Below are 21,496 nucleotides of genomic sequence, written 5' to 3'. Positions count from 1 at the left end.
CAGAAAAGGCAGCCCGAGTAAATGGTTGGACCGCCCCCATTGTTTTCATCATTAAAGTTGCATATACGTCACCGCAATCGATAATACAAAAAACAACACTGCCAGCACAACCGTAATGCGCTGCAATACCGCGTCCAATCCGCGCGCTTTTTGCTTTCCAAACAGCTGCTCCGCACCGCCTGTAATGGCGCCGGAAAGGCCCGCGCTTCTTCCCGATTGCAACAAAACGATCACGATAAGTCCAATCGAAACAATGACTAACAATGTGACAAGCAATGTATGCATTGCCTAATCCTCCTTTAAAAACACGCACTACAATGCTTTCAGTTTAACATAAACGCGGAGCTTGCACAATAGGAATGAGGAGCATGCATTATTCATTATAGCAAATTTCTTCTAACTCACATTTCGCACCCTAACAAGGTCAAAACAAAGGATTTTTTATTTAGTTTTTCAGAATAACTTTTTGACCAACACGACAAGCGATGGCAATCCTTTTTTTACCATCGCTAGTCGTTCCATATGACGTTACACGTAAATGCTCTCATCCATTCCCAATCCTTGCAGAATCCTTCGCTGCTCGTAGGTGAGCGGTTTTCCTAGCGCGCGTTGGATGCGTCCATCCGGCAGCTTGAGGAGGACGACTTTCACATACTCAAACAACTGAAAAATCGCTTGCCCGGTCGGTCGGGTCAGCTTGCGGCCTCCGGCGCCCTTTAACGGGCGTTCTGGTGTGATGAACTGACGCACCCGGCGCTGAAAGACGCGGTAAATCGCCAAGGCCAAGAGAAATAAATAGCCCAACACCGCCACCCGTTCTGGCTTTTTGACGTAAATCTCGTCGGTGAAGAACGGATCTTTGAGAAAGGAGAAGTTCATTTCCACCGAGATTTGCCCTTTATACAACTTCAAGATTTCTCGAGCATCCATCGTTCGGCCTTTCCATTCCTTCGGAACGGTCGTGACGAGGACAAACCGGGACGCTTTCCGTCTTGCCTGTTCCCATGCCTGTTGGTGGAATTCGACGTCCAGGCGCAAAAGATACAGCGTCTCCACCTCGGGTTCCACCTCTTTTTTCGGCCGGCCGCGCCGTTTTTTCGGGCGCACGATCTCTTCGACCGCGGCCTTGACCCGATGAAACCGGGGGCGAAGGGACGCCTTGAGGGACGCCAAGGCTTGTTCGGCGTCTTCGCGGCAGGAGAAGGGGTGACGCTCCCAACGGGCTTGTTCCTCGCGGAGAAGCTCCGCTTCTTTGACCCGCTCTTTTTCGAGCGTTTTTCCTTTGCGCTGGTCGAGTGCGCTCGATTCGACGACGATCAGCCGAACGGGGTGGCCTTCATACGTCGAGGCCGTTTCCCATACCCGGTACGCCGCGCCGTTTTTCTCGGCCAACGAAAAGGAGTCGCTCCACGCTGGATCGGGTTGGACATCCGCTTCCGCCAGAGCAGCTTTGACGATTCGGAGCGACGATGGGCCTCTCGTGATCAAAAAGGCGTTGGCGGCTTTCGTCTGCGCCAGAGTGTCTTTCGTCATGGCGGCGGAATCGGCCACGTAAATCCATTCGTCTTCAATCTTGGCTTGTTTGAGCTGTTCGTGGACACGGGACAGCACCTCTGGATTCCACGTTTTGTCCGGCAGGTTGCCGTCGTGCACATCGCCGTAAAACGGGATGCCATCCTCGTTGCCGATCAGCCCGAAACCGATCTGTTTTTGCCAGCGATGATGCCGGTTGTAGCCATGCGTGATCCGCAGGGCCTCTGACGAGGCCGATTCATACGCGCCGTAAACGGTCTTGTCCGTCGTATCGGCGTGGAAGGCCTGGAGAGGAAGGCCTTCTTTCCGATAAATGTGAATCAAGCAAGTGCTGATCACCTTGTGAATATCCGCCTCATACAGGCGGTCGAGATGACGAGCCAACGCATCATCATTGAACCAAGAAGGCTTCAGCCCCGGCCGGATCAGCTTCGACAAATCGATCTCATGCGCCCATCGCTCCAAATGGACGAGTGCTTGTCGTCCGCTCAAGATATCCAGAAGGATCAGCTTGACCGCATCGCTGGTTCGGGTTTGGCATTGGGGATCCACCGGAACCAGCCGATCGATGAGCTGGGGAAGGTCAAGATCTTGGAAAAGGGCACTTATTATATTCAAATAGGAACTGTCATAAATCTCACAAATTTGAACATCCATGGTGGACAAACTCCTTTGCATTCCTTGTGTGTCAAGGATTCATTCCACATCGATGCAAAAAAATCCTCCCGATTTTCGTTGGAAGGGTGCGAAATGTGAGTTCTAAAACAAAAAAATAATCCATTATTTTATGAAATAAAAAGAACCTAACCGAACGATTCGGTTAGGTTCCCTTGCTTAATCATTATTTTTTCAAGTTATAGAACGATTTAATGCCGTTGTAAATCGCTGTATCGCCAAGCTGATCTTCGATGCGAAGCAATTGATTGTATTTTGCGACGCGGTCGGTGCGGGAAGGTGCCCCTGTTTTAATTTGACCGGCGTTTGTCGCTACGGCGATGTCAGCGATCGTGCTGTCTTCCGTTTCACCAGAGCGGTGGGAAACAACGGCAGTATATCCAGCGCGTTTTGCCATTTCAATCGCATCGAACGTTTCCGTTAATGTACCGATTTGGTTGACTTTAATCAGAATCGAGTTGCCGACGCCTTTTTCAATTCCTTCCGCTAGTTTTTTCGTATTTGTTACGAATAAATCGTCACCGACAAGCTGTACTTTTTTGCCAAGGCGCTCTGTTAATAGTTTGTGGCCTTCCCAGTCGTTTTCATCTAAACCGTCTTCGATCGAAATGATTGGGTATTTCGAAACAAGTTCTTCATACCATGCGACCATTTCTTCTGACGTTTTTACAACGCCTTCGCCTTCAAGGTGGTATTTGCCGTCTTCTTTGTTGTAAAGCTCGGAAGAAGCAACGTCCATCGCAAGCATAACTTCTTCGCCTGGTTTGTAGCCGGCTTTTTCAATCGCTTCAATGATCGTTTGCAGCGCTTCTTCGTTCGATTTTAAGTTTGGCGCGAATCCGCCTTCGTCACCTACCGCAGTGTTGTAGCCTTTTGCTTTTAATACCGCTTTTAAGCTATGGAAAATTTCTGCGCCCATGCGAAGCGCTTCACGGAAGCTTTTCGCGCCGACAGGCATAATCATAAATTCTTGGATGTCTACATTGTTATCCGCATGCGCGCCGCCGTTTAAAATGTTCATCATCGGTACTGGCAATGTTTTCGCGTTAAATCCGCCAAGATATTGGTATAATGGCATATCTAATTCATCTGCTGCTGCGCGCGCTACTGCTAAAGATACGCCTAAAATCGCGTTTGCCCCTAATTTACCTTTATTTTCCGTGCCGTCTAGTTCAATTAACGTTTTGTCAATGCCAACTTGGTCTGTCACTTCAAAACCGATAATCGCTGGTGCGATAATTTCATTGACGTTTTCCACCGCTTTTAATACGCCTTTTCCAAGATAACGGCTTTTATCGCCGTCACGCAATTCCACTGCTTCGTATTCTCCCGTTGATGCACCGCTTGGTACTAATGCGCGGCCAAAACCGCCATCTTCCGTATATACTTCCACTTCTACCGTTGGATTGCCGCGAGAGTCTAATACTTCACGTGCGTATACATCTACAATTGCAGACATGTTCACACTCTCCTTTTAATTATTTTTTTATAATTAATGTTTTTCCCGTCATTTCTTTCGGCTGTGGCAAGCCAAGCAAATCAAGCATCGTTGGCGCTAAATCGCCTAAAATTCCGTCTTTGCGAAGCTCGATGCCTTTTTTCGTTACGATCACAGGAACCGGGTTTGTCGTATGTGCGGTTTGCGGTTTGCCATCCGGCGTCAATACTTCATCCGCGTTTCCGTGGTCTGCCGTAATAATGGCGATGCCGCCTTTTGCAAGAATCGCATCCACAACTTTGCCAAGGCACTCATCCACCGCTTCGATCGCTTTAATCGTCGGTTCTAATTTTCCTGAGTGGCCGACCATGTCCGGGTTCGCATAGTTTAAAATGATCGCGTCGTATTTATCTGCTTCAATTTCTTTTAGGAGCGCATCCGTCACTTCGTAAGCGCTCATTTCTGGTTTTAAGTCATATGTGGCGACTTTTGGCGAGTTGATTAAAATGCGGTCTTCGCCTGGAAACTTCTCTTCCCGTCCGCCGTTCATAAAGAACGTAACGTGCGGATATTTTTCCGTTTCCGCGATGCGAAGCTGGCGCAATCCATGTTGTGATAGGACTTCACCGAGCGTATTATCTAGATTTGTCGGTTTAAACGCGACATAACCTTTTACGGTTTCACTAAAGTGTGTTAGGCATACAAAGAACAAGTTTTTCGGATGTTTCGGACCACGGTCGAACTCGCGGAAGTCTTCGTTCGTAAACGTGTTCGAAATTTGAATCGCCCGATCTGGCCGGAAGTTGTAGAAAATGATCGCGTCTTCATCTTTAATCGTCGCCACAGGCGAGCCGTCTTCACGCACGATGACCGATGGAAGCACAAACTCGTCGTAAATGCCATGTTTATAAGAATCTTCAATGCACTCAAGCGGATCGCGATAGGTTGGTCCTTCTCCATACACCATCGCGCGATATGCTTTTTCGACGCGCTCCCACCGTTTGTCGCGGTCCATCGAGTAATAACGGCCGGATAATGTTGCGATTTCCCCGACGCCATACTCTTTTATTTTTTCTTGTAATTCTTTAATATATTTCGCGCCGTTTGCGGTCCGACATCGCGGCCATCTAAAAAGCCGTGGATGTAGACGTTTTTTACGCCTTCATTAGCGGCTAATCTTAATAGCGCATATAGATGGTTAATATGGCTATGAACGCCGCCGTCAGAGAGAAGACCGAAAATGTGCAAATTCGTTCCTTTTTCTTTGACATGATTCATCGCCGCTAAAAACGTTTCGTTGCGGTCAAACTCTCCCTCGCGAATCGCAATGTTTACGCGCGTTAAGCTTTGGTATACAATGCGGCCGGCGCCGATATTTAAGTGGCCGACTTCCGAGTTTCCCATTTGTCCTTCTGGAAGCCCTACCGCCTCGCCGCATGCAGTTAATGTAGCGTGCGGATATTCATTCCAATAACGGTCAAAGTTCGGCTTTTTTGCTTGCGCGATCGCATTGCCATATGTTTCTTCGCGAAGCGCAAATCCGTCTAAAATAATTAACGCCACTGGTTTTTTACTCATGTTGTCCAGCCTCCACTAGTTGTAAAAATGATTTCGGATCGAGGCTTGCACCGCCGACAAGGGCGCCATCAATATGTTCTTGCGCTAAAAATTCGCGAATGTTTTCCGGTTTTACGCTGCCGCCATACTGAATGCGTACAGCTTCGGCCACTTCCGGCGAAAAGATTTTTGCAATGATTGAGCGGATATGGCCGCACACTTCATTGGCATCTTCAGCGGTCGATGATTTGCCAGTGCCAATCGCCCAAACTGGTTCATAGGCGATGACCACTTGTTTTGCTTGTTCCGCGGTTAAACCGGCAAGCGCTTTTTCTACTTGCGCGCCAACAATGTCATTCGTTTTGCCGCTTTCCCGCTGTTCTAACGTTTCACCGCAGCAAACAATTGGAATAAGCCCGTGTTTAAAAGCAGCAAGCACTTTTTTATTCACCGTTTCATCCGTTTCCGCAAACATTTCGCGGCGTTCGGAATGACCGATAATCACGTAAGTAACACCAATATCTTTCAGCGCAACTGGGCTAATTTCGCCAGTAAACGCTCCTTTGTCTTCAAAATGCATATTTTGCGCGCCAATTTTTAAATCAGATCCTTGCGCACTTTGCACAAGCCGCTCTAAAAATAAGGCAGGTGCGCAAATGACGGAATCGACTTGTTCGGCAGGCGGGACAAGCCGTTTTACTTCTTCAACGAAGTTTACCGCTTCCGTCAATGTTTTATGCATTTTCCAGTTTCCTGCGATAATTCGTTTTCTCATGATTGATCCCTTCCTTTCTACGAACGGAGTTGGCGCGTTATTTATCGTTTAACGCAACCACTCCAGGAAGTTGTTTTCCTTCCATAAATTCAAGCGATGCACCGCCACCGGTGGAGATATGATCCATTTTTTCCGCTAAGCCGAATTTTTCTACTGCCGCTGCCGAATCGCCGCCGCCGATGACCGAATATGTATCGACAGCATCCGCTAACGCTTGGGCAACCGCTTTTGTTCCTTCGGCAAAAGCATCCATTTCAAATACGCCCATTGGACCATTCCAAACAACAAGCTTGGATTTCATAATGACATCGCGATAAAGCTCACGCGTTTTCGGCCCAATATCGAGCGCTTCCCAATCGCTTGGAATCTCATCAATTGCAACGACTTTCGTATTGGCGTCGTTCGCGAACCGATCGGCTACGACGACGTCAACCGGCATATAGAAATTAACTCCTTTTTCTTTCGCTTTTTCCATAAATGATTTTGCCAGTTCAATCTTATCTTCTTCTAGCAATGATTTGCCAATTTCATGGCCAAGCGCTTTAACAAACGTATACGCAAGCCCTCCACCGATAATAAGGTTGTCCACTTTATTTAGTAAGTTTTCAATGACGCCGATTTTGTCTTTTACTTTTGCGCCGCCAATGATCGCCGTAAATGGACGGTCTGGGTTAGAAAGAGCTTTTCCAAGCACTTCAATTTCTTTTTCCATTAAAAATCCAGCAACGGCTGGCAAATAGTGTGCAATTCCTTCTGTAGAAGCATGAGCCCGATGGGCAGCACCAAACGCATCGTTCACATAAATATCGGCCAATTCAGCAAATGCTTTCGCAAGCTCTGGATCGTTTTTCTCTTCACCTGGGTAAAAACGAACGTTTTCTAGAAGCAATACATCGCCTTCATTCATTTTCGAAATTGCTTCTTTTACTGCATCGCCGTATGCCTCATCTGTTTTTGTCACATGTTTTCCAAGCAGTTCACTTAAACGCCGTGCAACCGCATTTAAGCGTAATTCTTCGACGACTTTTCCTTTTGGCCGGCCAAGATGGCTCGCTAGGATCACTTTTGCACCTTGTTCCATTAGATAACGAATCGTTGGAAGTGCTGCGCGAATGCGTGTGTCGTCTGTAATCGCGCCATTTTCCATCGGCACATTAAAGTCGACACGGCAAAACACTCGTTTTCCTTTCACATCTACGTCCCGAACCGTTTTTTTGTTCATGGCGCTATGCCCCCTTTTTGATGATATCGTTCCCACAAACGAAGAGGAGTGGGGATCATTTCCCCGCTCCCCTCCACCATCCTATTATAGACTTGACTGGGTGCTAAAAACAACGCCTATCCTTATAGTCCTTTGGATGCAATATATGCTGCAAGGTCGACAACACGATGAGAGTAGCCTGTTTCGTTATCGTACCAAGAAACGACTTTTACCATTTTTCCTTCCAGGACCATTGTGGAAAGCGCGTCGATGGTCGAAGATGCCGTGCTGCCATTATAGTCGCGAGATACAAGCGGCTCTTCACTGTAAGCTAAGATGCCTTTTAATTCGCCTTCCGCCGCTTCTTTCAATGCTGCGTTGACTTCTTCTACTGTTACTTCTTTTTCAAGCTCCGCAACAAGGTCGACAACAGACACGTTTGGTGTTGGTACACGCATTGCCATACCGTTTAGTTTGCCTTTTAGTTCAGGAAGTACAAGGGCAACTGCTTTTGCCGCACCTGTTGTTGTCGGAATAATCGATTCCGCTGCAGCACGCGCACGGCGCAAATCTTTATGAGGCAAGTCTAAAATTTGTTGGTCGTTCGTATAAGCGTGAACTGTTGTCATCATTCCGCGAACAATACCGAATTTTTCATGAAGCACTTTTGCAAATGGCGCTAAGCAGTTCGTTGTACAAGAAGCGTTGGAAATAATGTGATGGTTCGCAGGATCGTATTTGTCTTGGTTTACACCCATCACGATCGTAATATCTTCGTCTTTCGCCGGTGCGGAAATGATTACTTTTTTCGCGCCAGCCTCTAAATGTTTTGCCGCGTCTTCACGTTTCGTGAAGCGACCTGTCGATTCAACGACAATGTCCACACCTAATTCGTTCCATGCTAGTTTAGCTGGGTCGCGCTCCGCTTTTACAACGATTTCTTTTCCGTTTACAACGATATTATTGCCATTCACTGATACTTCCGCGTCTAATTTTCCGTGAACAGAATCATATTTCAAAAGATGAGCTAATGTGTTTGCATCCGTTAAGTCATTTACCGCCACTACTTCAATATTCGGATTTTTTAATGCCGCACGAAAAACATTGCGACCAATACGGCCAAAACCGTTAATACCAATTTTTACTGCCATGGATAGTTCCTCCTTTAAAAAATGGTTGTATATATTTAAGGGATGTTACTCCCCTAGTAACGCTCTTGCTGCACCTTCATCGGTAATAAGAATGGAATGAGGCGCTCGTTTCATATACGCCTGAATAGCTTTTGCTTTCGAAGACCCTCCAGCCACCGCAATGACATGTTCGACATCGGAAGGTCTTCCAACTGAATGCCAACCGTTTTCACTTTATGCACAACTTCTCCTGCTTCATTAAAGTAATAGCCAAACGCTTCGGCAACCGCATGTCGTTCTTTAATTTTCTCCATATCCTCTTTTGAGGTTTTCCGGCGTTCCGCCATTGTGATAGCATCTCCGATTCCATGCACGACCATGCGGCATGATTTAATAAGTTCCAGCACTTCTTTCACAGTCGGTTCTTCAATTAAAGATTCATACGCCTCACGACTTAGGTGGTCAGGAACATGAAGAAGCCGATAGTTTCCTAACGCTTTTTCCGCCATCTTTGCACAAATGGTGTTCGCTTGGTTTTTCACATCTTCACCTAAGCCGCCCCGTGCCGGAACAAATAAAATACGGTTTTGTTTTGGATCGGGAGTCATCATCTCGGCAACAGCGGCAAGTGTTGTGCCTCCTGTCACTGCCACGATGTCGCCGTTTGTCAATCTTTCTTTCATGCAGGTCACACAAGCTCTTCCCATTTCTTTTTTTACCCAAGGAGAAAGGTCACTATCTCCAGCAACAACGATAACCCCTTCAATATGAAGTTTCTCCATTAATTTTGTTTCTAAATCTTTTAGGCCTAATAATTCTCTCATAACATCCTCGAGCGCATGCAACAATTCCTTGCCTTCTTGGGTCAAACTCATGCCGGCGGAACTGATGGTTAGCAAATTTTGCTCTTTCAAAAACTGCACTTCCGAACGAAGCACACGCTCAGTTATTCCTAAACTGCCCGACAGTACTCTCCTCCCGATTGGCTGCATCAGCGAAATGTAGTGCAAAATACGATATCTTTTTTGCATAACTTCAAGAAGGTCGGGCAATAATTTTTTTTGCGCTTCAATTAATGATTGCATTGGTCCCCTTCTCCTTGCAAAATATATGGACATTAATTGTCCCGCTATGACTTATTGTGTCCCACTTGTGTGTAAAAAATTCCCCCCTGCCACAATTTCATTGTAACAGGAGGAATCATAATGTTCAACCACTTTGCGCCTCGAGTAAACGTTTTCTTATGACATCTTTTTGAACCATCCCAAAATCTACTTCTTCCCCATCGATTTCGACAACCGGAATCATCAATTGATATTTTTCCAGCAATGCATCATCTTGATAAATATCAATTTCATTGATGTAAAAGGAGAATTCCCGTTGCAGTTCTTGCAACACTTGTTTTGCTTTATCACATAACGGACAGTTTGTTTTCGAGTATAAGTTGATCACCACTTGCTGTCACTTCCCTACATACTGTTTTCGTTTTGCAGATGATGGAATATGCAGTTGTTCGCGATATTTTGCGACCGTTCTGCGCGAGATCACCACACCGTATTGCTCATGTAATAAATCGGCGAGCTTTTGGTCAGAAAGCGGCTGCTGCTTATTTTCCTGTTCAATTAACTGCTTGATAAACATTTTTACTTTTACAGAAGAGGCAGCATCTTCATCCATGTAAACAGAAGAAACAGCGCTTGAAAAAAAGCGGCGAAGTTCCACTGTGCCAAACGGCGCTTGAACATATTTGTTTTTTACCGCGCGGCTGACAGTAGATTCGTGAATGCCAAGCTCTTCCGCAACTTCGCGCATTGTAAGGGGCTTTAAGGCTGCAAAACCAGTTTCAAAACATTGTTTTTGTTTATCGACAATGACATGCATAATGTTCAGCAATGTTTGTTTGCGCTGTTCCAGACTTTTTGCTAACCATAAAAACTGGCGATATTTATCTTTTACAAACGCGTGAACCTGCCCGTCTTGACAGCTGGAAATCTTTTGCTCGTATCCCCGATTCCAGATGAGTTCCGGATGCACATCTTCATTGTAAAAAATGCGCCAATCACCTTCTTCGCTGCGTTGGACAATTATATCGGGAACAATAAAATGCGGTCTCTCTTTTGTATAATGGATGCCAGGACGCGGTTCAAGCGTGCGAATTAAATCCCATACACGCTGCAATGAAGCGATATCCACGCCAAGTTGTTTCGCCAACGTTTTCCAAGCTTTTTCGGCAAATAACGAAAAATGGTGCTGTATAATCTGTTCCGCGAATTCATCGCGATATGGTAAGCGCTTTAACTGTAAATATAAACATTCTTGCAAGTTGCGGGCGCCAACGCCAGCCGGCTCTAATGACTGAATGATCTGAAGCGCCTTTTCTGCTTCCTGTTTGGAAATAGCAAATCGTTCTGCAATTTCTTCGATATTTACCCGCAAATACCCATCTTCATCAAGGCAAGCAATCATATAATGCACGATGCGTTCTTCGTGTTCCGAAAGCGAAAGAGCTGGAAGCTGTGCAGTTAAATATGATGAAAGCGTTTCCGAATAAGTGCTCATATTTTCAATCCACTGCTGTTTTTCCTTATCCGATAAGTTGCGGAAGTTTCGCTTTAACCGGTAGTCGCGAATTTCGAGAAAAGGATTTTCCAACGACTGCTCATACAAAAAGGACTGTAATTCCACAGCAGAATATTGCAATAGTTCAATTGCTTGAGTCAATTCCTTTGTAAGCGATAGCTTCAGTCGCTGCTCCTGCAATAATTCGGCCCTCATTGTCAAGCCCCCTTTTTTTTATTGTACAATACTGTCGCCCCGGCGGTATATAAAAAAATAATTGTTAAACCTATTGTTTATAAAACCATTGGCGGTGACTGAACTTTATCCGTCATTCAAAAAGGCAGATTGGTACGCAACAGTCGATCATCGAGCCAGACTGTTAATTATATTATATTCAAGGCACAAAAAAACCTGCTGCGTTTCGCAGCAGGTTTTCACTTGATACGCCCTCGGCAGGATTCGAACCCACGCTAAGAGAACCGGAATCTCTCGTGCTATCCACTACACTACGAGGGCATTATATTTAGTTGCTATTATCAGTTGCATATTCAATTATATTGAAAACACCTTTATATTGCAAGAGGGAAAATGCGTTTAAAAAATGAAAAAGGGGTTATGATGAAAAAAGGGATGTCCTACGTTTATAGCGAATAATAATAAAGTAAGGCCAATATTTTTTGTTTGACCTTCATTGACCATTTAGGTATGATAGAGGTACATACGATTAAGCGATTGGTAAAGGAGGAAGCTTCATGAATTTAATTCCTACAGTTATTGAGCAAACAAGCCGCGGAGAACGTGCTTATGACATTTATTCTCGTTTATTAAAAGACCGCATTATTATTCTTGGCAGCCCAATTGATGACCAAGTGGCAAACTCGATCGTTTCCCAATTATTATTTTTAGCGGCCGAGGATCCTGAAAAAGATATTTCGCTTTACATCAATAGCCCAGGTGGTTCGATTACTGCTGGCTTGGCAATTTATGATACGATGCAATTTATTAAGCCAGACGTTTCTACAATTTGTATCGGTATGGCTGCTTCGATGGGTGCGTTCTTGCTTGCCGCAGGAGCAAAAGGAAAACGGTTTGCCTTGCCAAACAGCGAAATTATGATTCACCAACCGCTTGGCGGCGCGCAAGGTCAAGCGACAGAAATTGAAATCGCCGCAAAACGGATTCTCTTCTTGCGCGATAAGTTAAATCGCATTCTTGCTGAAAATACTGGCCAACCAGTCGAAGTGATTGAACGCGATACAGACCGTGATAACTTCATGACGGCGCAAAAAGCACAAGAATACGGCATTATCGACCGTGTATTAACACGCATAGATGAAAAATAAAATATGAAAAAACAGGCTGCTTCGCTTGACATAGAAGCAGCCTATTCTTTATTTTTCTTTTTGTACATAGTTTGCCAATTTTTCAATTGCTTCGTTTTCATCCGGACCATCCGCAATCAACTTAATGACAGAACCGGTGCTGATCGCAAGGCTCATTAGCCCCATAATGCTTTTTGCGTTCACTTTCTTTCCGTCTTTTTCTAGATAAATATCGGAAGAAAAGCGATTCGCTTCCTGAACAAACAACGCTGCCGGGCGTGCTTGTAATCCCGTCTTTAATCGCACTTCTACTTGTTTCTCTACCATTCTCCATCTCCCCTTTTTTATAATGACTTATGAAAATCAACAGGCTTACCTGCCCGCAATCGTTCCGCAATCTCATCAATTTTTCGCAGACGGTGATTAATTCCTGATTTACTAATCTTTCCACCGGATACTAACTCGCCTAATTCTTTTAACGTTACGTCTTGATACATCATCCGCAATTCCGCAATTTCCCGCAATTTATCAGGAAGGGCGCTCAATCCGATGGTTTCATCAATATAGCGAATGTTTTCTACTTGGCGAAGCGCAGCGCCAATCGTTTTATTTAAGTTTGCTGTTTCGCAATTGACAAGACGGTTTACCGAATTTCTCATATCGCGTACAATGCGAATATCTTCAAAGCGCAATAACGCTTGGTGTGCGCCGATAATATTTAAAAACTCAGAGATTTTTTCCGCTTCTTTTAAATACGTAATAAACCCTTTTTTTCGTTCCAATGTTTTGGCATTAAGAAAAAAGTGGCTGTTCATTAATTCACATAATGAATTGTTATGTTCTTCATAAAGAGAAAAAATTTCTAAATGGTACGATGACGTTTCCGGATTGTTTACAGATCCTCCGGCAAGAAACGCACCGCGCAAATAAGAACGCTTACAGCACTTTTTTTTCACTAATTCTGGTGAAATCACGCGAATTAGTGAAAAATCCTCCTTCAATATTTTTAAATCCTTTAATAGTTCATGAGCGCCGTCAATAATTCGAACGATGTATACATTATTTTTTTTCAGGCGCATTTTTTTTCGAACCAATAGTTCTACTGTCACCGTATACCCTTTTTTTAAAAGAGTATAAATTCTTCGCGCGATCGCGGCATTTTCCGTTTGCACATCCACAAGTATTTGCTGATTGGAAAAAGACAGCAAACCATTCATGCGCAGAAGCGCTGACAATTCTGCTTTTAAACAGCACGGTTTCACTTCCAAATTCGTTAGTTCTTTTTTCGTTTCTGACGCAAACGACATGGTTAGTCACCTCCAACGATTCATTCATCGTAATCAGGAGGAAGGAGGTGCTGTAATCAGCGAAATAAGTAACGATGCCACTTTTTTCGTATCGTGACGAATGACGTGATCTTCATAGCTGACGATATTATCGCGAATCACTTGAATTCCTAAATCGATGAGCCGATCGCTATCATCCTTCACTGGTTCCGCCAGCTCTTCTGCATAACGTTTTTGAATTTTTTCCGGAATATGACCATTATTCACAACAACAACATCCAAAAATAAACATCCCATATGGTCATGGAGCGCTTTGACATGGTCGCTTACCGTGTAGTGCAGCGTCTCACCCGCTTGGGTCATCACATTACATATATACACTTTTTTTGCTTTTGCTTGACAAACTTCTTGCCCGATTTTCGGCACAAGTAAATTTGGCAAAATACTCGTATATAAACTTCCCGGACCGATGACGATCAAATCCGCAGAACGAATCGCTTCAATCGTTTCTGGAAGCGGTTCAATATTTTCCGGTGTCAAAAATACTTTTTTAATCCTTTTGCCGGAATAAGGAATTTTCGATTCTCCAGAAACAATGACGCCATCTTCCATTTCCGCATGAAGAACGACGCTTTTATTCGCCGCTGGCAATACTTGTCCGTGCACTTTCAACACTTTGCTCATCTCGCGGATGGCTTTGACAAAATCGCCGGTAATGGACGTCAACGCTGCCAAAATTAAATTACCTAACGAATGTCCTGATAGACCGTTGCCGTTTTTAAATCGATGTTGGAACAATTCAACAATAAGCGGCTCGACATCTGACAGCGCTGCCAATACATTACGCACATCTCCCGGTGGCGGAATATCTAATTCATCGCGCAATCTTCCTGAGCTGCCGCCATCATCAGCGACAGTAACGATTGCCGTAATATCAATGGCATACTGCTTCAAGCCGCGCAACAATACAGGGAGCCCTGTTCCGCCGCCGATAATGACAATTTTAGGCTGATGCTTCACACTCATTTATGCTTTTCCTTTCTCCTCTCCATGTCACGGTGGGACACATGGGTTTTATAATCTTTCGAAAAATAACGGGCAATATATTCGGCAATGGCAACCGACCGGTGCTGACCCCCTGTACAGCCGATGGCGATCACAAGCTGGCTTTTTCCTTCTCGCTTATAATGAGGGAGCATAAAGGCTAATAAATCAATTAGTTTCTCAAGAAATTTCTGCGTTTCACTCCACTTTAACACGTAGGAGGAAACTTCTTCATCCAACCCTGTTTTCGGCCGCATATGGTCAATATAATGAGGATTTGGCAAAAAGCGGACATCAAAAACTAAATCAGCGTCAATCGGAATGCCGTATTTAAAGCCAAACGACATCACGTTGACGGTAAACGTCTGTTGCGTGTGAGAAGAAAATTGCTGTAAAATTTTTTCCCTTAACTCCCGTGGCTTTAAATCAGACGTATCATAAATAATTTGCGCCCGCCCTTTTAACTCTTCGAGCAATTTGCGCTCTAAACGGATGCCTTCAAGCGGCAATCCATTTGGGGCAAGCGGGTGTGTGCGTCTCGTTTCTTTATATCGCGCCACAAGCGTCGAATCTTTCGCATCTAAAAATAAAATCTGCGGCGTCACCCATGATTGCTCCGTCAGCTCGTCTAGCGCGGTAAACAAACTATCGAAAAAGTCACGGCTCCGCAAATCCATTACTAACGCCACTTTATTCATTTTATTCCCCGATTCTTTCATCAACTCCAAAAATTTTGGGAGCAACGTCGGCGGCAAATTATCGACACAAAAAAAACCTAAGTCTTCAAAACTATGAATAGCGACCGTTTTTCCAGCGCCAGACATTCCTGTAATAATCACCATTTGAATATGGTTGGCCGAACCTGTGCTCATGCCTCTCCCTCCACTCTATTAACTGGGATCTAACCGATAGGAAAGCAGCTCAAAATCTTTCGTATATAAACGTCCCGTACATAATGTCCGATCCTTTTAGCGCGTAATCTAAAATATGGTAATCACCTGGTGCCATCGGAAGCTGATGGATTGTTTCCATCGGATGCCATTCCAACTTTCCTTCTTCACAATATGGAACGTTTTCTCCGTCAAATTGTTCAGCAAAAAAAGTAAACATCATCCATTCAGAAACGATTTGTTCTTGTTCTTTGATGACCATCGTAAAAATTCCTTTGAGCTTTGGGTTTTTTAAGTAAATCCCTGTTTCCTCGCGATATTCGCGAATGCACGCTTCGCGGATGGATTCTCCTTGTTCCATCTTTCCTCCCGGGGCAACCCACCAACCCCGCTTCGGCTTTTGCAATAATAATACTTTTCCATCTTTTAGTAAAACGCAATTCGTCACGCGTTGCAACACGCTCACCTCAACATAACTACATAACTCCATCCAAAATTCTTAGAATCTCATTTATTTTATTATACTATTTCTTACAGCTCACTACAATGAAGAAGCCTGTCACATACTTGTTCACACATAAAAAAAGAAGCACGGGGAAAGGGTACCCGTGCTGAACAAAAAGATCTATATAAAAGGGGGTCAATTACTTACTTTTAGCATACAAAAAAAATGTTTCATGCGTGTTACAGCAGAATTAAACGTCTATTACGATTTCGTTACTTTATGTTTAATTTTTCCTTTAACTCTTCCACATAATGTTGTGCGCTTTGCGCTGCAATGCTTCCGTCCCCCGTTGCTGTAACGATTTGCCGTAATGATTTTTCGCGGACGTCTCCTGCCGCAAAAATACCCGGCACTTTTGTTTCCATAAGCTCATTCGTTTCGATATATCCGTTTTCGTTCGTAATGCCAAGGCTCTCAAATGGCTTCGAAAGCGGAAGCATGCCGATATAAATAAACACGCCATCGCACGGAAATTCCCGTTCCTCTCCCGTTTGCGTATGAACAAGTGTCACGCTGTTTACTTTCCCATCTTTTCCATTAATTTGTTTTACGGTATGGTTCCAAATAAAATCAATTTTTTCATTGGCAAATGCGCGGTCTTGTAAAATTTTTTGCGCACGTAATTGGTCACGGCGATGAACGATCGTTACCTTATTAGCAAAGCGAGTTAAATAGATCCCTTCTTCTACCGCGGAGTCCCCGCCACCAACGACAACGAGATTTTTTCCTTTAAAGAACGCCCCGTCACAGACAGCGCAATAAGAAACACCGCGGCCGCTAAATTCCGCTTCACCAGGTACACCGAGTTTTTTATACTCCGCACCAGTTGCAATAATGACAGCGCGTGCTTTGTATTGTTTATCGCCGACAATCACCGTTTTATATGCTTCACCGTCAATAATTTCTTTTACTTCGCCGTATGCATATTCCGCACCAAATTTCTTTGCATGTTCAAACATTTTTGTCGCCAATTCTGGACCTAAAATATTCTCATATCCAGGATAATTTTCCACATCTTCTGTATTTACCATTTGTCCTCCTGGTACACCACGCTCAATCATTAATGTAGATAAATTGGCGCGAGATGTATAGACAGCGGCAGTCATCCCTGCTGGTCCGGCTCCCGCGATAATGACGTCGTAAATTTTTTCCTCTGACACGCTGCTTCCACTCCTTCATTGATTAGTCTTTTACCATTATCGTATAGAAGTTTCGAATGAGCGTCTATTAATTTGCTCACGATAACAGCTCTTTCACTTTCTTTACATATTTTTTCACCGTTGATAATGAAATATGATACTTATCCGCAATCCATTTTTGTGTTACACGTTGCCCTTGCTGCTGCCGCCATACATACTCCATCGCCGCCGCCCAAGCAGAATGGTTAGAAAATCGCTCTTTTGTCGGCAATGCGTTTACGACGACGGAAAACCATGAAATATACATGTTTTCATCGATCTGATTATTTTTCATCGATAACTCATTGATAATGATATGGCTATTGATGACATATGAAGGAGACGTTTCTGTCATATGAAATAGAAAATAATCGGCAAATTGACTAAGGAGTGGATGATCAGTCAAATAACGACGAATCGCAATGGAAAGCGCGGGATCATTTTTGTACGGCGATTGACTAAGCAAATAAAGTCCATATAACATTTCTGCTATATTCGTTTGGTTAAACCAACGAATAATGCTCCGAAGTTCATGGTCGACAGATAGAGAGGAAAATGTCCACGGCTCCTCTCCGCGTTTGTCAGGATTTACTTTTATTACCTTCTCCCAAACATTTTTCGCTAATTCTTCGCGGCCGGTATAATAGGCTGCATAGGTAAGCCAATAATAAAAGGCATCATCTCCATCATAGCCCATTTTATATAAATGATATAGCCATTTAAAAGCGAGGTCGAAACGGCCGACAAGCGCGAATGTCGCTCCAAGCTTATAGCGATGCTCGGTAAAAAACGGATACACGCATGCCAATTTGTCAGAAAGACGTTTTACTTTCTGTTCATTGCGCAAATAATAATAAAAGACAAGGAGATTGCAAAGCGCATGTAAATTACCTGGGTTTCGCTCTAGCACTTGTTCGACAATTTCTTGCGCCTTTTGCACATTTCCGTTGTAAAAGTAGGCGAGCGCCAAATTATTGTACGCTGACCAAAATTCAGGATAGTTCGCAATTATCGTTTCCAGCAGGCGAATTGCTTCTGGAAACTCCTCTTTTTCCAATAAAAACCGCGCCCGTTCCTGCAATACAATTAAATCATCCTGCTCATCGCTGTTTTCATCTTCTTGATCGATTTTTAACAATTCTATTAAGTCCTCTGTATCTTCGACAAAATGGCCATTTGGATCACAAGCTAAATACATTTCCGCATACTTCATCGCCTCGCGGAATAATCCGAGATGAGCAAAGTTGTTTGCTAAAAAATAAAAACATTCATACATCGTTTCATCTAATTCATGGACAATCTTGAATAACCATTGATTCGAAGCCTGATATTCTCCTAACTCCGCAAGCACGGAGGCAAGCTGCAATACAAATGTAGCATCGTTTTTATCATATTGAACGGCTCGTTCAAAATATTTTTTTGCTTTATATAAATCGCGTTGTTGATACGCTTGCATTCCTTTTTTGAAATAGTATTCACCGTTTTGGATAAATGGAATAATTTTCGATTTTTGCTGCTTTGACTTTAGTTGCTTTTCCATGGAATCCTCCATCTATTGTTGAATTCACTGAAAAAAGTATACCACATTCTTCGGAAAAGCAAACATAAAAAATAAAAGCTGGCCCAGCAAGAAGCCAGCTCGACGTCACTGCTTAGCGCTATGCCGCTTAGTTAGCACTTCCAACACCGCATCAAGCGGAAGTTTTTGTTCCCTTAGCAGCACAAGTAAATGATACAATAAATCGGCGACTTCCCATTTCAATTCGTCATGGCTGCGATTTTTCGCGGCAATAATAACTTCGGCCGCTTCCTCACCGACTTTCTTTAAAATTTTATCCACGCCTTTTTCCAATAAATACGTCGTATACGCTCCTTCAGGACGTTCCGCATCCCGTTTCGCGATGATCTCCTCTAACGTGTTAATAATCGCAAATCGGTTTGGCGAAGCTTCGTATTTTTCTCCATTAATACGGTTCGAAAAACACGAATAGCTTCCCGTATGGCAAGCTGGCCCGGCTGGCTCGACAAGCACCAAAAGCGCGTCACTGTCACAATCATAACGCATCTCGACAATGCGCTGCGTATTGCCGGAAGTTGCGCCTTTATGCCAAAGTTCCCCGCGCGAGCGGCTGTAAAACCATGTTTCGCCTGTTTCGAGCGATTTTTTTAGCGATTCTTCATTCATATAGGCAAGCATCAACACTTCTTTGCTTTGCGCGTCTTGGACAATTGCCGGAACGAGACCTTTTTCGTCAAATCGGATGTTTGCGAGGTTCATCGGATGTTTACCCCTCTTTCTTTTAAATACGCTTTTACTTCTTTCACCGATGTTTCTTTATAATGAAAAATCGAAGCCGCAAGCGCCGCATCTGCTTTCCCTTTTTCAAACACTTCAAGGAAATGTTTCGCGTTGCCGGCTCCGCCCGAAGCAATGACCGGAACGGAAACCGCTTCGCTTACCGTTCTCGTTAACGCAATATCAAAACCATTTTTTTCACCATCGCAATCCATGCTTGTCAATAAAATTTCCCCCGCGCCACGGCGGACCGCCTCTTTTGCCCATTCGACCACTTCCAAGTCCGTTGCGTTTCTCCCGCCGTGCGTATACACACGCCACGAGCCAATCGTTTCGTCATATTTCGCGTCAATCGCAACGACGATGCATTGCGATCCAAAAAAGTCCGCTCCTTCCGTAATGAGGTTCGGGTTGCGAACAGCGGCTGTATTGAGCGACACTTTATCCGCACCGGCGCGCAAGATCGTTTTCATATCATCCAACGAATTAATGCCGCCGCCGACCGTAAACGGAATCGCCAGCTGTGCGGCGACTTTCTCGACGACTTCCACCATCGTTTTCCGCCCTTCGTAAGAGGCGGAAATATCTAAAAAGACAAGCTCGTCCGCTCCTTGTTCATCGTAAAACTTCGCCAGTTCGACCGGATCGCCGGCGTCACGAAGTTGAACAAACTGCACTCCTTTCACGACGCGTCCATCTTTCACATCCAAACAAGGAATAATGCGCTTCGTAATCATTTCCCTTGCACCACCTTCAGCGCTTCCGCGACCGTGAATTTCTTCGTATAGAGCGCTTTGCCGACAATCGCGCCAATCACGCCGGCATCGGCATATGTTTGAAGCGATACCAAATCCTCCAGAGAGCTGACGCCACCTGATGCGATGACATGTTTTTCAGTTGCGCGCGCCATTTCCACGACCGCTTGAATATTTGGACCTGACAACATTCCGTCCGTTGCGATATCCGTAAAAATAAACGTTTGCGCCCCAGCTTCTGCTAGCTCTTTACCAAGGTCGGTTGCTTTGACATTCGATGTGTTCAACCATCCTTCCGTCGCGACAAATCCATTTTTCGCATCAATACCAATGGCGATGCGCTCTCCGTATTTTTTCAGCATTTCTTTTACAAACGGCGGATCGGCGATAGCAGCGCTTCCTAAAATGACGCGTGCCACACCGTTTTCTAAATAATACACAATATCGTCTTCCGTGCGAATGCCGCCGCCAATTTGCACTTTCACCGGCAGCTGTTTCGCCACTTCGATGACGAACTGGTCGTTTATGCGTTTTCCTTCTTTCGCGCCGTCAAGGTCGACCATATGAATCCATTCGGCTCCTTGTTCAGCGAAGAAAGCGGCCATTTCAACCGGTGAATCGCCATATACCGTTTCTTTATGATAATCCCCTTGCAAAAGGCGGACGCATTTGCCGCCGCGCATATCAATCGCCGGATAAATCGTAAATGCCGCCATCACATACTCCCCTTTCCTTCGGCGATCGCCGCATAGTTTTGCAAAATTTTCATACCGATCTCGCCGCTTTTTTCCGGATGAAACTGTGTCCCATACACGTTTCCTTTTCCAACGACAGCGGGCACCTCCACATTGTAAAAACTGCTTGCAAGCACAACATCGTCATCATCGGTCACCACATAGTACGAATGGACGAAATAAACGTGCCCTTCTTCCACGTTTTGCAAAAGTGGAGAGGGATGACGGAAAACGAGACGGTTCCAGCCCATATGCGGCACTTTATACCGATTTCCGTCTGCCGTCACGCCGGGAATGCGAACGACGCGGCCGCTAAGCAGCCCCAATCCTTCTGTTAACCCGTTTTCCTCGCTTTCTTCAAACAATAGCTGCATGCCAAGACAAATGCCAAGAAGTGGAGTGCCTTCATTTACCGCCTCGCAAACAAACTTGGCAAGCCCTGTTTCCCGCAAAATATGCATCGCGTCTTTAAACGAACCGACCCCCGGCAAAATGAGCCCCTTCGCGTTTTTCAATTCCTTTGGATCATCGGAAATAATGTACTCATAGCGCAATCGCTCTAACGCTTTGCTGACGCTGTATAAGTTGCCCATTCCATAATCAATAATGCCAATCATC

General features: G+C 44.6%; 19 protein-coding genes, 1 tRNA gene and 3 pseudogenes. 1 reads left to right on the top strand and 22 read right to left on the bottom strand.

The genetic code is table 11. From position 1 onward, the window contains the following. Nucleotides 1-51 precede the first annotated feature (51 nt). The 11 genes and pseudogenes from secG to NXM86_RS01925 all read right to left on the bottom strand — a co-directional run bounded on the left by secG (nucleotide 52) and on the right by NXM86_RS01925 (nucleotide 11,384). Nucleotides 52-285, bottom strand: a complete 234-nt coding sequence (secG, locus tag NXM86_RS01975) for a preprotein translocase subunit SecG (protein WP_015865018.1) — start codon at nucleotides 283-285, stop codon at nucleotides 52-54. 243 nt (nucleotides 286-528) lie between these two features. After that, nucleotides 529-2,190: an IS1634 family transposase gene (locus NXM86_RS01970; protein ID WP_498958553.1), complete on the bottom strand. Its 1,662-nt coding sequence runs from the start codon at nucleotides 2,188-2,190 to the stop codon at nucleotides 529-531. Nucleotides 2,191-2,374: 184 nt separating this feature from the next. Then, nucleotides 2,375-3,667, bottom strand: a complete 1,293-nt coding sequence (eno, locus tag NXM86_RS01965; protein ID WP_062755712.1) for a phosphopyruvate hydratase — start codon at nucleotides 3,665-3,667, stop codon at nucleotides 2,375-2,377. 19 nt (nucleotides 3,668-3,686) lie between these two features. Next, nucleotides 3,687-5,224 (bottom strand): annotated as a pseudogene (gene gpmI, locus NXM86_RS01960) (2,3-bisphosphoglycerate-independent phosphoglycerate mutase). Then, entirely contained in the window at nucleotides 5,217-5,978 is a 762-nt protein-coding gene (gene tpiA, locus NXM86_RS01955; RefSeq protein ID WP_498958552.1) for a triose-phosphate isomerase, read from the bottom strand. Before tpiA ends, gpmI begins: the two are co-directional and overlap by 8 nt. Nucleotides 5,979-6,015: 37 nt before the next feature. After that, nucleotides 6,016-7,200 (bottom strand): phosphoglycerate kinase, encoded by a 1,185-nt coding sequence (locus NXM86_RS01950; RefSeq protein ID WP_062755709.1) that lies wholly within the window; start codon nucleotides 7,198-7,200, stop codon nucleotides 6,016-6,018. A gap of 122 nt (nucleotides 7,201-7,322) precedes the next feature. Further along, nucleotides 7,323-8,330: a type I glyceraldehyde-3-phosphate dehydrogenase gene (gene gap / locus NXM86_RS01945; RefSeq protein WP_062755707.1), complete on the bottom strand. Its 1,008-nt coding sequence runs from the start codon at nucleotides 8,328-8,330 to the stop codon at nucleotides 7,323-7,325. A gap of 45 nt (nucleotides 8,331-8,375) precedes the next feature. After that, nucleotides 8,376-9,394 (bottom strand): annotated as a pseudogene (locus NXM86_RS01940) (sugar-binding transcriptional regulator). A 124-nt stretch (nucleotides 9,395-9,518) separates the two neighbouring features. After that, nucleotides 9,519-9,764: a glutaredoxin family protein gene (locus NXM86_RS01935; RefSeq protein ID WP_328268653.1), complete on the bottom strand. Its 246-nt coding sequence runs from the start codon at nucleotides 9,762-9,764 to the stop codon at nucleotides 9,519-9,521. Between the two features lie 6 nt (nucleotides 9,765-9,770). Then, nucleotides 9,771-11,084: an RNA polymerase factor sigma-54 gene (gene rpoN / locus NXM86_RS01930; RefSeq protein WP_171698802.1), complete on the bottom strand. Its 1,314-nt coding sequence runs from the start codon at nucleotides 11,082-11,084 to the stop codon at nucleotides 9,771-9,773. 228 nt (nucleotides 11,085-11,312) lie between these two features. After that, a tRNA-Arg gene (locus NXM86_RS01925) sits at nucleotides 11,313-11,384 on the bottom strand. Nucleotides 11,385-11,620: 236 nt separating this feature from the next. Between NXM86_RS01925 and clpP the strand changes: the two genes are divergently transcribed. After that, nucleotides 11,621-12,211 carry an ATP-dependent Clp endopeptidase proteolytic subunit ClpP gene (gene clpP / locus NXM86_RS01920; protein WP_015865027.1) on the top strand — a complete coding sequence of 197 codons (591 nt, stop codon included), beginning with the start codon at nucleotides 11,621-11,623 and terminating at the stop codon, nucleotides 12,209-12,211. Between the two features lie 48 nt (nucleotides 12,212-12,259). Here the strand turns inward: clpP and NXM86_RS01915 are convergent, their stop codons facing one another. The 11 genes and pseudogenes from NXM86_RS01915 to hisH all read right to left on the bottom strand — a co-directional run bounded on the left by NXM86_RS01915 (nucleotide 12,260) and on the right by hisH (nucleotide 21,495). Then, nucleotides 12,260-12,517, bottom strand: a complete 258-nt coding sequence (locus NXM86_RS01915) for an HPr family phosphocarrier protein (protein WP_015865028.1) — start codon at nucleotides 12,515-12,517, stop codon at nucleotides 12,260-12,262. 17 nt (nucleotides 12,518-12,534) lie between these two features. After that, nucleotides 12,535-13,497 (bottom strand): DNA-binding protein WhiA, encoded by a 963-nt coding sequence (whiA, locus tag NXM86_RS01910; protein ID WP_015865029.1) that lies wholly within the window; start codon nucleotides 13,495-13,497, stop codon nucleotides 12,535-12,537. A 33-nt stretch (nucleotides 13,498-13,530) separates the two neighbouring features. Next, nucleotides 13,531-14,502: a gluconeogenesis factor YvcK family protein gene (locus NXM86_RS01905; RefSeq protein ID WP_498958551.1), complete on the bottom strand. Its 972-nt coding sequence runs from the start codon at nucleotides 14,500-14,502 to the stop codon at nucleotides 13,531-13,533. Further along, entirely contained in the window at nucleotides 14,499-15,392 is an 894-nt protein-coding gene (gene rapZ / locus NXM86_RS01900) for an RNase adapter RapZ (RefSeq protein ID WP_081189303.1), read from the bottom strand. The genes NXM86_RS01905 and rapZ overlap by 4 nt, the downstream gene beginning before the upstream one ends. A gap of 18 nt (nucleotides 15,393-15,410) precedes the next feature. After that, nucleotides 15,411-15,867: pseudogene (locus NXM86_RS01895) on the bottom strand (8-oxo-dGTP diphosphatase). A 260-nt stretch (nucleotides 15,868-16,127) separates the two neighbouring features. Continuing rightward, complete coding sequence (trxB, locus tag NXM86_RS01890) at nucleotides 16,128-17,075, bottom strand: thioredoxin-disulfide reductase (protein ID WP_062755699.1); 948 nt, start codon at nucleotides 17,073-17,075, stop codon at nucleotides 16,128-16,130. Nucleotides 17,076-17,151: 76 nt separating this feature from the next. Continuing rightward, complete coding sequence (locus tag NXM86_RS01885; RefSeq protein WP_081189301.1) at nucleotides 17,152-18,633, bottom strand: tetratricopeptide repeat protein; 1,482 nt, start codon at nucleotides 18,631-18,633, stop codon at nucleotides 17,152-17,154. 105 nt (nucleotides 18,634-18,738) lie between these two features. After that, on the bottom strand, nucleotides 18,739-19,371 hold the full coding sequence (gene hisIE / locus NXM86_RS01880) for a bifunctional phosphoribosyl-AMP cyclohydrolase/phosphoribosyl-ATP diphosphatase HisIE (protein ID WP_062755695.1): 633 nt from the start codon (nucleotides 19,369-19,371) through the stop codon (nucleotides 18,739-18,741). Further along, nucleotides 19,368-20,126: an imidazole glycerol phosphate synthase subunit HisF gene (gene hisF, locus NXM86_RS01875; protein WP_062677264.1), complete on the bottom strand. Its 759-nt coding sequence runs from the start codon at nucleotides 20,124-20,126 to the stop codon at nucleotides 19,368-19,370. Before hisF ends, hisIE begins: the two co-directional genes overlap by 4 nt. Continuing rightward, on the bottom strand, nucleotides 20,123-20,860 hold the full coding sequence (hisA, locus tag NXM86_RS01870; protein ID WP_081189300.1) for a 1-(5-phosphoribosyl)-5-[(5-phosphoribosylamino)methylideneamino]imidazole-4-carboxamide isomerase: 738 nt from the start codon (nucleotides 20,858-20,860) through the stop codon (nucleotides 20,123-20,125). Before hisA ends, hisF begins: the two co-directional genes overlap by 4 nt. Next, on the bottom strand, nucleotides 20,860-21,495 hold the full coding sequence (gene hisH / locus NXM86_RS01865; RefSeq protein WP_498958550.1) for an imidazole glycerol phosphate synthase subunit HisH: 636 nt from the start codon (nucleotides 21,493-21,495) through the stop codon (nucleotides 20,860-20,862). The genes hisA and hisH overlap by 1 nt, the downstream gene beginning before the upstream one ends. Nucleotide 21,496 lies beyond the last annotated feature (1 nt).

The sequence above is a fragment of the Geobacillus sp. CX412 genome (assembly GCF_027942335.1).
Classification (GTDB): Bacteria; Bacillota; Bacilli; order Bacillales; family Anoxybacillaceae; genus Parageobacillus_B; species Parageobacillus_B toebii.
The sequence above is the reverse complement of the archived record's forward strand: the minus strand, read 5'-3'. Positions and strand labels throughout refer to the sequence as shown.

Coding starts and splice junctions, on each gene's coding strand:
- secG (WP_015865018.1), bottom strand. CDS start 285: ATGCATACATTGCTTGTCACATTGTTAGTCATTGTTTCGATTGGACTT.
- NXM86_RS01970 (WP_498958553.1), bottom strand. CDS start 2,190: ATGGATGTTCAAATTTGTGAGATTTATGACAGTTCCTATTTGAATATA.
- eno (WP_062755712.1), bottom strand. CDS start 3,667: ATGTCTGCAATTGTAGATGTATACGCACGTGAAGTATTAGACTCTCGC.
- tpiA (WP_498958552.1), bottom strand. CDS start 5,978: ATGAGAAAACGAATTATCGCAGGAAACTGGAAAATGCATAAAACATTG.
- NXM86_RS01950 (WP_062755709.1), bottom strand. CDS start 7,200: ATGAACAAAAAAACGGTTCGGGACGTAGATGTGAAAGGAAAACGAGTG.
- gap (WP_062755707.1), bottom strand. CDS start 8,330: ATGGCAGTAAAAATTGGTATTAACGGTTTTGGCCGTATTGGTCGCAAT.
- rpoN (WP_171698802.1), bottom strand. CDS start 11,084: ATGAGGGCCGAATTATTGCAGGAGCAGCGACTGAAGCTATCGCTTACA.
- clpP (WP_015865027.1), top strand. CDS start 11,621: ATGAATTTAATTCCTACAGTTATTGAGCAAACAAGCCGCGGAGAACGT.
- NXM86_RS01915 (WP_015865028.1), bottom strand. CDS start 12,517: ATGGTAGAGAAACAAGTAGAAGTGCGATTAAAGACGGGATTACAAGCA.
- whiA (WP_015865029.1), bottom strand. CDS start 13,497: ATGTCGTTTGCGTCAGAAACGAAAAAAGAACTAACGAATTTGGAAGTG.
- NXM86_RS01905 (WP_498958551.1), bottom strand. CDS start 14,502: ATGAGTGTGAAGCATCAGCCTAAAATTGTCATTATCGGCGGCGGAACA.
- rapZ (WP_081189303.1), bottom strand. CDS start 15,392: ATGAGCACAGGTTCGGCCAACCATATTCAAATGGTGATTATTACAGGA.
- NXM86_RS01885 (WP_081189301.1), bottom strand. CDS start 18,633: ATGGAAAAGCAACTAAAGTCAAAGCAGCAAAAATCGAAAATTATTCCA.
- hisIE (WP_062755695.1), bottom strand. CDS start 19,371: ATGAACCTCGCAAACATCCGATTTGACGAAAAAGGTCTCGTTCCGGCA.
- hisF (WP_062677264.1), bottom strand. CDS start 20,126: ATGATTACGAAGCGCATTATTCCTTGTTTGGATGTGAAAGATGGACGC.
- hisA (WP_081189300.1), bottom strand. CDS start 20,860: ATGGCGGCATTTACGATTTATCCGGCGATTGATATGCGCGGCGGCAAA.
- hisH (WP_498958550.1), bottom strand. CDS start 21,495: ATGATTGGCATTATTGATTATGGAATGGGCAACTTATACAGCGTCAGC.